Source organism: Nostoc sp., from assembly GCF_035638895.1.
Taxonomy (GTDB): Bacteria; Cyanobacteriota; Cyanobacteriia; order Cyanobacteriales; family Nostocaceae; genus Nostoc.
The window spans coordinates 1-1,761 of record NZ_DASQZC010000241.1 but is presented as its reverse complement, the minus strand read 5'-3'; the positions used below and the strand labels follow the sequence as shown (position 1 = coordinate 1,761).

At 39.9% G+C, this 1,761-nt stretch carries 3 protein-coding genes; 2 read left to right on the top strand and 1 reads right to left on the bottom strand.

Annotated features, from left to right (window positions below; all coding sequences use genetic code 11):
• Positions 1-3: 3 nt before the first annotated feature.
• The gene (locus VE944_RS11435; RefSeq protein WP_324976778.1) at positions 4-648 is read right to left on the bottom strand and encodes a Uma2 family endonuclease; all 645 of its coding nucleotides are present in this window, start codon (positions 646-648) and stop codon (positions 4-6) included.
• Between the two features lie 111 nt (positions 649-759).
• Between VE944_RS11435 and VE944_RS11430 the strand changes: the two genes are divergently transcribed.
• A complete protein-coding gene (locus VE944_RS11430) occupies positions 760-1,380 on the top strand; it encodes a Uma2 family endonuclease (protein WP_324976775.1) in 621 nt (206 codons plus the stop codon).
• 58 nt (positions 1,381-1,438) lie between these two features.
• Positions 1,439-1,729, top strand: coding sequence for a DUF2281 domain-containing protein (locus VE944_RS11425; RefSeq protein WP_324976772.1), 291 nt, complete (start codon positions 1,439-1,441; stop codon positions 1,727-1,729).
• Positions 1,730-1,761: the final 32 nt, after the last annotated feature.

Below are 1,761 nucleotides of genomic sequence, written 5' to 3'. Positions count from 1 at the left end.
ATTTTACTGTTCACCATCAGAAATTTTTTGTTGCACCCAAGCCCGAAAAGCACGGGTAGTAGCAATTTCCCCATTTTTCTTAGCTTCTTGGATAAACCCAGGAATTTCCTTCACCGACACAGGCGCAAAAGTAGGGCTGGTTTCGACTTCTAAATATTGTCCACCTGCAAGAGTGTAAACTCGCAACACACTGCCGTTATAACGCCAAAATTCCGGGACTGCGATCGCAGCATAAAGCCTCAGCTTGTCTATCGCAGACCTGGAATATTCCACCTCTAGCACCAAGTCAGGGGGCGGGTCGATCGCTATGTCAATATTTTCTTTATCTCGAACTAGAGCTTCATTTTGAATATAGTAGCTACTATCTGGCTCGGCTCCCTTCTCTAAATCATCTCGCGTTAAGGTTAATGAACCAGCGCGTTTAATTTCCCAGCCCAACTCTTCGCACAGGACAACAACAAAACCTTCAATTACACGGTTTGAGTTCTCGTGCGGCATTTGTGGGGTCATAATTTCTATCATTCCATTGTCATAAGCAAATCGAGAATTACGTTCTGAACCCATTTCAGCCAGTATGGTTTTAAATGTCTGCCAACTGATGTTTTGGAGTAAAACCCGATTTTCCGCGGATGTTGTTATTGCCACCATAGTTCAGTTCTCCGCAACAAACTTTTTCGAGTACTGTACCCCTTAATATTACTGTTAAGGCTGAACGTAAGAAAGCGATATGATCGAAACAACTACTAGGGGTGATAGATTATGACTCAAGCCATTCCAAAGCTAGTAACCTTTAAAGATTTTGCAGCGTGGCGACCCGAAGGTGGAAGATATGAATTACATGATGGCGTGATTGTTGAAATGGCACAACCAGTAGGAGACCATGAGGATATTGTTGGTTTTGTAGCAAGAAAACTAATAGTAGAATTTGACCGATTAAATTTACCTTATACAATCCCCAAAACTGCGCTCATTAAACCAACTAATTCGGAATCTGCCTATTCCCCAGATGTGCTATTACTCAATCGTCTTAATTTAATAAATGAGCCGCTATGGAAAAAAGAATCAACTGTAAGCCTTGCAGCATCAATTCCTTTAGTCGTTGAGGTAGTTAGTACCAACTGGGATGATGACTATTATACAAAACAGGGTAAGTATGAGGGTATTGGAATTCCTGAATACTGGGTTGTAGATTATCTCGGTCTAGGCGCTAAAAAGTTCACTGGCAACCCTAAACAGCCTACTATATCGATTTATCAATTAATCGATGGTGAATACCAAGTTACTCAATTTAGAGGCACTGAGCGCATCGTCTCACCTACTTTCCCACAATTGAATTTAACAGCCGAACAGATTTTTCAAGCTGGAGGTATACCAACATAACTACAACCATAGTTGCTGTTTTACACTATTAAATAATCTCAGTTAAAGAGGCGTAAATATGAAAATTAAAGAACGACTTATCGAGGAAATTCAATCAGCACCAGATGCACTTTTGACTCAAACACTTAATTTTTTACGTTTTTTGAAAACAAAGCAAAACCAAGTGCAACAAACACAACATCAAGTAGAGTTTGCTATTCAGACTACTGTTAATTCCACAGGAAGCTCACTTCTAGAACATTTGAAAACTATAGGTACTTGGGAAGGTGATGACTTAGAGGAGTGTCTGAAGCTAGTAATTGCTAGCCGTAGTCAAGCAGAGTTTAATGAAGATAATCCTTTTGAATAATGTACCTAATCGATACAAATCACTGTAGTCTA

Excerpts from the sequence above, each read along its gene's own strand:
- VE944_RS11435 (WP_324976778.1), bottom strand. The coding sequence starts at position 648 with ATGGTGGCAATAACAACATCCGCGGAAAATCGGGTTTTACTCCAAAAC.
- VE944_RS11430 (WP_324976775.1), top strand. The coding sequence starts at position 760 with ATGACTCAAGCCATTCCAAAGCTAGTAACCTTTAAAGATTTTGCAGCG.
- VE944_RS11425 (WP_324976772.1), top strand. The coding sequence starts at position 1,439 with ATGAAAATTAAAGAACGACTTATCGAGGAAATTCAATCAGCACCAGAT.